The 6,919-nt window shown below is 44.6% G+C and carries 3 protein-coding genes; all 3 read left to right on the top strand.

Annotated elements, in window-relative coordinates:
- Positions 1–241: 241 nt before the first annotated feature.
- The 3 genes from JHC35_RS07655 (at position 242) to dbpA (ending at position 6,853) form a co-directional block, all read left to right on the top strand.
- Positions 242–2,503 carry a DNA translocase FtsK gene (locus JHC35_RS07655; protein ID WP_295043775.1) on the top strand — a complete coding sequence of 754 codons (2,262 nt, stop codon included), beginning with the start codon at positions 242–244 and terminating at the stop codon, positions 2,501–2,503.
- A 229-nt stretch (positions 2,504–2,732) separates the two neighbouring features.
- Positions 2,733–5,342 carry a bifunctional aconitate hydratase 2/2-methylisocitrate dehydratase gene (gene acnB / locus JHC35_RS07650; protein WP_295043772.1) on the top strand — a complete coding sequence of 870 codons (2,610 nt, stop codon included), beginning with the start codon at positions 2,733–2,735 and terminating at the stop codon, positions 5,340–5,342.
- 158 nt (positions 5,343–5,500) lie between these two features.
- The gene (gene dbpA / locus JHC35_RS07645; RefSeq protein ID WP_295043769.1) at positions 5,501–6,853 is read left to right on the top strand and encodes an ATP-dependent RNA helicase DbpA; all 1,353 of its coding nucleotides are present in this window, start codon (positions 5,501–5,503) and stop codon (positions 6,851–6,853) included.
- Positions 6,854–6,919: the final 66 nt, after the last annotated feature.

The raw sequence follows: 6,919 nt of genomic DNA, 5'->3' as shown, positions 1-6,919 counted from the left end.
TCTACTTATCGTCAATACGAAAAAACTTCAATCGGATGTGATCGATACGGATATGGCCGAAAGTGCCTCACGTATGCAACAGCTTAGTCTCAATTACCAAGCACTGCTATCTAATATCTCCAAAGTTTCCAAACTATCTCTCGTCAATTATATGTAGCAAACTGCAATTAAATTGGGTTTCTATACCCTTTTTTGCTATAATCTAACACTAAAATTGAGACAATTATCCTAAGGACTCCCTATTTTACGCGACATTCTTTTTATTGCCGGTTTCGGCATCTTATTTTATCTCGGACTTGCCACAATCATCGGTGATGCATCCATCATAGGAACCTATGGTGCATCCTTTGCACAAATGAATCTCCATCTATTCGGGTATGTTGCCTATACCTATTTGTTACTGCTTATGGTACCCCTTCTGTATTGGTACAAATATACCGGTGAAATTCATCGACGACTTGAGATGAGTATCGTTTTCGCATTGCTTTTTGTTGCTCTTCTTTTTTTCCAAGCTCTCGTTGTAAACGGAGAATATCGCGGAGCCTTAATCGGAAGCGTTGCCGATAGCTTAGCCGTTTATATCGGCGGATTTGGCTTATGGATATTGTGGCTTATGATGGCAACCGTATCGGTGGTTCTGGTTATGGAACAAAGTCTCTCCGAACTCGCCCAGCCTCTAAAAGAGTACATGGACAAACCGCTTACAACTCCGAAACCTAAAAAACAACTTCCAATTGCAGATGAGCCTACAGAACCTGCTATAGCGACCAGCCATGAAAAGATCGCAATAATTGAGGATGAGATACAAAACAAAGAGATTGAAGCAAAACCGTATTATTCGCCGTACAACGCCCCTATCGAGGACGTTTCAACCATTGATATATCGATGGAACCTGAAACAATTGCCCCTCTTGACACCAAGCCTACCATACAGGTTGAATCCCCTACTCCACCGCCGAGCGAATCGACCATTCTGAGCATGGCAAAAAAAGTCAAAGAGTCCAAACAACATGCCCTCGTTGTAGATGAACTCGAAGAGAATAAAATTCTTTTGGATCAAATCGATAAAGGGGTCAGTGAAAAACCGAAAAATTTCAAACTACCACCCTTGGAATTTTTTCAAAATCCTCCCAAGAAACAAACCCTTGTCGATGAAGCAGAACTTGACGACAAAATCCGCGATCTGATTGAAAAACTGAAACATTTCAATATCGAAGGGGATGTCGTACGTACCTATGCGGGTCCTGTTGTATCGACGTTTGAATTCAAACCTGCCGCAAATATTAAAGTCTCTAAAATTTTAGGGTTGCAAGATGACCTTGCGATGGCGCTAAAAGCACAAACCATCCGTATCCAAGCCCCGATCCCCGGAAAAGATGTCGTTGGGATAGAGATTCCTAACAAAGCGGTTGAGACGATCTACCTTCGTGAAATATTAGAGAGTCAACTTTTCCAAGAGGCAGCATCTCCTCTCACTCTCATTTTAGGAAAAGACATCGTCGGAAAACCGTTTATCACGGATCTTAAAAGACTGCCGCATCTCCTCATCGCCGGAACCACGGGAAGTGGTAAAAGTGTCGGTATCAATTCAATGATCTTGAGTTTGCTCTACAAAAATTCCCCTGATCAGCTCAAACTGCTCATGATCGACCCGAAGATGTTGGAATTTTCGATCTATAACGATATCCCGCACCTACTCACTCCGGTTATCACGAAACCAAAAGAGGCTATTTCTGCTCTCAACAACATGGTGTATGAGATGGAACGCCGTTATCAACTGATGAGTGAAACACGCACCAAAAATATTGAGAATTTCAACGACAAAGCAAAAGCTGAGAAACGGGATCTTTTACCGTATATTGTCGTCATTATCGATGAGCTTGCCGATTTGATGATGACCAGCGGCAAAGATGTAGAGTACTCTATCGCCCGTTTGGCACAAATGGCACGGGCAAGCGGTATCCACTTGATCGTCGCGACACAGCGTCCGAGTGTTGATGTCGTCACAGGTCTTATCAAAGCGAACCTCCCATCACGCATCAGTTACAAAGTGGGACAAAAAATCGACAGTAAAATCATCCTTGACGGGATGGGAGCCGAATCGCTCCTAGGACGCGGGGACATGCTCTTTACCCCTCCGGGAATGAGCGGTCTTATACGGCTTCATGCTCCATGGAGTACCGAAGTGGAGATTGAGAAAGTGGTCGATTTCCTCAAAAGTCAACGCGAGCCGGACTACGACCGCCGATTTTTGCGTGACAAAGAAGATGTTACGAAATCGGATACCAATACATCCTCCGATGAAGAAACCGATGAACTGTATGAAGAAGCCAAAAATATTGTTCTCTCGGAACAAAAAACCTCAATCAGTTATCTACAGCGACGATTGCAAATCGGCTATAACCGCTCTGCACGTCTTATCGAACAGCTTGAAAATAACGGTATCCTCTCTGCCCCGAATGCCAAAGGGAATCGTGACATTATCATAGATAATCCATTTTAATTCTCCAAATGTGGAGAATCTACTCATTTTACCTTTTGCTTATAATACAAGCTTCCCCTTTTTGAATCCCAAGTATTTGTCATAAATCTTTTTAGTAGGAAAATATGTTACAAATATGCTCATTATAAAATTTAATTGGATAAAAATATGTTTACTTTTGTAACATATTGAAAAAATGGGTTTTTTCTTCTGATATAATCATTCAAAATTAACACTCACAGGAGTCATTATGGCTTTTATGGACGAATACAAAGCACACGTAGCAGAACGCGCGGCACAGGGTATCCCCCCGTTGCCATTAACCAAAGAGCAAGTTAGCGCTCTTGTTGAACTCATTAGCGCAGAAACAGCGAAAAACAGCGAGTTGGTTGATATGCTTGCAAATCGTGTCAATCCGGGTGTTGACGACGGTGCACACGTTAAAGCGGCATTTTTACACCAAGTTGTCCAAGGTGAAGTAAAAGCATTTTTGGCGGACAACAGCGATATCAACAGTAATGATCACAAAATCGCTGCCATCCAAATCCTAGGAAAAATGGTAGGTGGCTACAATGTAAAACCTCTTATCGACGCACTGACAATTGATGGCCTTGCGCAAGAAGCGGCAAATCAGCTCAAACACACCCTTTTGGTGTACGATGCGTTCAACGATGTCGTAGAGCTTTCAAAAACGAACACGTATGCAAAAGAAGTACTCCAATCATGGGCTGATGCTGAGTGGTTCACGAGCAAACAACCGCTCGCTGAAAAATTCAGCGTTGTCGTCTTTAAATTCCCGGGCGAAACCAACACTGATGACCTCTCACCTGCAAGCGCGGCATTTACCCGTTCGGATATCCCTCTCCATGCGACAACTATGCTTTCAGCTAAAATGCCTGAAGGTATCGCAAAAATCGCTGAACTTAAAGCCAAAGGGATGCAAATCGCATACGTCGGTGATGTTGTCGGAACCGGTTCAAGCCGTAAATCAGCGGCGAACTCTGTCCAATGGCATATGGGTGAAGATATTCCCGGAATTCCAAACAAACGAACCGGCGGTGTCGTTATCGGCGGCATCATTGCTCCGATCTTTTTCGCTACCTGTGAAGACTCCGGTGCATTACCGATCGAAGCGGATGTGACTCAAATGGAAACGGGCGATGTACTCGATATCGATACAAAAGCGGGAACCATTACAAAAAACGGTACCCAAATCGCGACTTTCAGTCTCCGCCCAAATACCATCGAAGACGAGGTTCGTGCAGGTGGACGTATCCCGCTTATCATCGGACGCGGATTGACGGCTAAAGCTCGTGCCGCACTCGGTATGGCACCTGCAACCATTTTCGCACAACCGATTCAACCTGCCGATACGGGCAAAGGGTACACTCTTGCCCAAAAAATGGTGGGGAAAGCATGTGGCATGGAAGGTGTTCGCCCGGGCATGTACTGTGAACCGATCACCAGTACGGTAGGAAGCCAAGATACAACCGGACCGATGACTCGTGATGAGATCAAAGAGCTCTCAGCTCTTGGGTTCTCGGCTGATTTTGTTCTTCAGTCGTTTTGTCATACGGCAGCGTATCCAAAACCATCAGACGTGAAACTTCACGCAACTCTTCCGGCATTCATCTCTACTCGTAGCGGTGTTGCTCTTCGCCCAGGTGATGGAGTTATCCACAGCTGGTTGAATCGTATGGTATTGCCAGATACGGTAGGTACAGGCGGTGACTCACACACCCGTTTCCCGATCGGCGTCTCATTTCCAGCGGGTTCAGGACTTGTTGCCTTTGCAGCGGTTACAGGATCTATGCCGCTTGAAATGCCTGAGTCTGTATTGGTTCGTTTCAAAGGTGAAATGCAACCGGGTATCACATTGCGTGACCTTGTAAACGCTATCCCTTACTATGCGATTAAACAAGGGTTGCTCACCGTTGAGAAAAAAGGGAAGAAAAACATCTTCAACGGACGTATTTTGGAGATCGAAGGGTTACCAAACATGAAAGTCGAACAAGCGTTCGAACTCTCTGACGCATCGGCTGAGCGTTCAGCGGCGGCATGTACCGTACGTCTGAATAAAGAGCCGGTAATCGAGTACCTAAAATCAAACGTAACGTTGATCGAAGCAATGATTGCGGATGGTTACGAAGATGCTCGTACGCTTCAACGCCGTGCCGACAAAATGAAAGAATGGTTGGCCGCTCCGACATTGATGGAGCCGGATGCGGATGCAGAATACGCGGCAATCATCGAAATCGACCTTAATGAAATAAAAGAGCCTATTTTGGCATGTCCGAACGATCCAGATAACGTCAAATTGCTCTCCGAAGTAGCGGGTGAAACAATCCATGAAGTATTCCTCGGTAGCTGTATGACCAATATCGGTCACTACCGCGCAGCGGGTGAAGTCATGCGCGGCGAAAGTAAAATTGCCGTTGAGAAATTTTGGATCGTACCTCCGACTCGCATGGATGAGCAACAACTCATCAACGAAGGGTACTACGACGTTTATAAATCGGTAGCGGCTACTACGGAAGTTCCGGGATGTTCACTCTGTATGGGCAACCAAGCATCTAGCCGCGAAGGTTCAACGGTATTCTCGACTTCTACCCGTAACTTCGACAACCGTTTGGGCAAAGGGACGCAAGTCTATCTCGGTTCAGCAGAGCTTGCAGCGGTATGTGCGAAATTGGGACGTATCCCAACTGTTGAAGAATACATGAGTATCGTTCCGCAAAAATTGGCTGGAAAAGCAGACGATGTTTATAAATATCTCAACTTCAATGAGATCAACAACTACCACCTCGAAGCACGTAACGTTGCTGAGGAAAAATACGGCGTAACGATCAAAGCCGTATAAACATATACATACGCTATCGGAATTCGTCCCGATAGCTACGCTAACGCTGAGTTTACTTCAGCAATAGGCTCACGCACGCTTGCGTAGTTATTCTTCTATCCTTATTTACAGTTCCCATATATGCTATAATCTCTTATCAACACTCTTAAAGCAGCACTATGTCCTCATTCGATACCCTATTTTTACGACCGCAACTCAAAAAGGCTCTCTCACGACTTGATTTTGCTGCAATGACCCCTATTCAGAGCACTACTCTTCCAATTATATTAGAACAAAAAGATTGTATTGCCCAAGCACATACGGGAAGCGGAAAAACGTTAGCTTTCTCCCTTGGGATCTTGCAACAGATCAATCCTCGACTTTTTGGGACTCAAGCACTTATCCTCTGCCCTACCCGCGAATTAGCTGAACAAGTGGCCAAAGCAATCCGTTCATTGGCTTCTGAGATCGGAAATATTAAGGTTCTGACCCTCTGTGGAGGCGTACCGATGAAAGGGCAAATCCATTCACTTAAACACGGTGCCCATATTATCGTCGGAACACCCGGCCGAGTTCTAAAACTATTGCAAATCGAATCATTCGATCCATCATCTATCAAACATGCCGTATTGGATGAAGCCGATCAAATGATTGACATGGGGTTTATCGACGATATTAGTGCCATATTTGATTTTATCCCCTCCCCTCGGCAAACACTTCTCTTTTCCGCAACATTTCCGGAATCGGTTCAAGACATCACCAAACGATTCATGAATGATCCGCTTAGTGTTACAATCGAGCAAGAGGTACATAAACCGCGTATAGAGGAGATCGCCTATCGCTGCAATGATAAACTCTCAGCAATTCCAAAAGTGCTGCATCATCACGACATCTCCAACTGTATCCTTTTTTGCAATACAAAAACTGAAGCCAATGCACTATGCGAAGAACTGAATCATATCGGCGTTCACGCATTATTATTGCACGGCGATATGGAGCAGTTTGAACGTACAGAAACGATTATCCAGTTTCGAAATTTAAGTGCGCCCATTCTTGTCGCAACCGATTTGGTCGGAAGGGGTATCGATATTGACGGATTAGATGCCGTTATCAATATTGATATCCCGATGCAGGCGGAACGTTATATCCATCGTATCGGACGAACGGGACGTGCAGGTAAAGAAGGGATTGCCATCAGCTTGGTCGGAGAGTATCAGATGGAGAGATTTCATGAGCTCAACCGCTCCGTTTCACCGATAGAACTTCCTGTGACTCCACAGACAAATGCCATTGATACACCGATGCGTACGATATGTATTGATGCGGGTAAAAAAGAAAAACTGCGTGCCGGAGACATTGTCGGGGCACTTATTCATGAATGCGAATTAACAAAAGATCAAATCGGGAAAATCGATCAACTTGATCATCTTAGCTATGTTGCGATTTCTCGTAACATTGCAGAAGAGTGTTTTAAAAAATTTGTAAATCGACCGATAAAAAGTAAAATATTCAGGAAATGGCTGTTGGACTAACGATAACAGTTTATTAGACTTCTTGCATAACCCAGCTTTCCATTCGTGGTGAGCTTGTCGAACCAT

The sequence above is a fragment of the Sulfuricurvum sp. genome (assembly GCF_022759005.1).
GTDB lineage: Bacteria > Campylobacterota > Campylobacteria > Campylobacterales > Sulfurimonadaceae > Sulfuricurvum.
The sequence above is the reverse complement of the archived record's forward strand: the minus strand, read 5'-3'. Positions and strand labels throughout refer to the sequence as shown.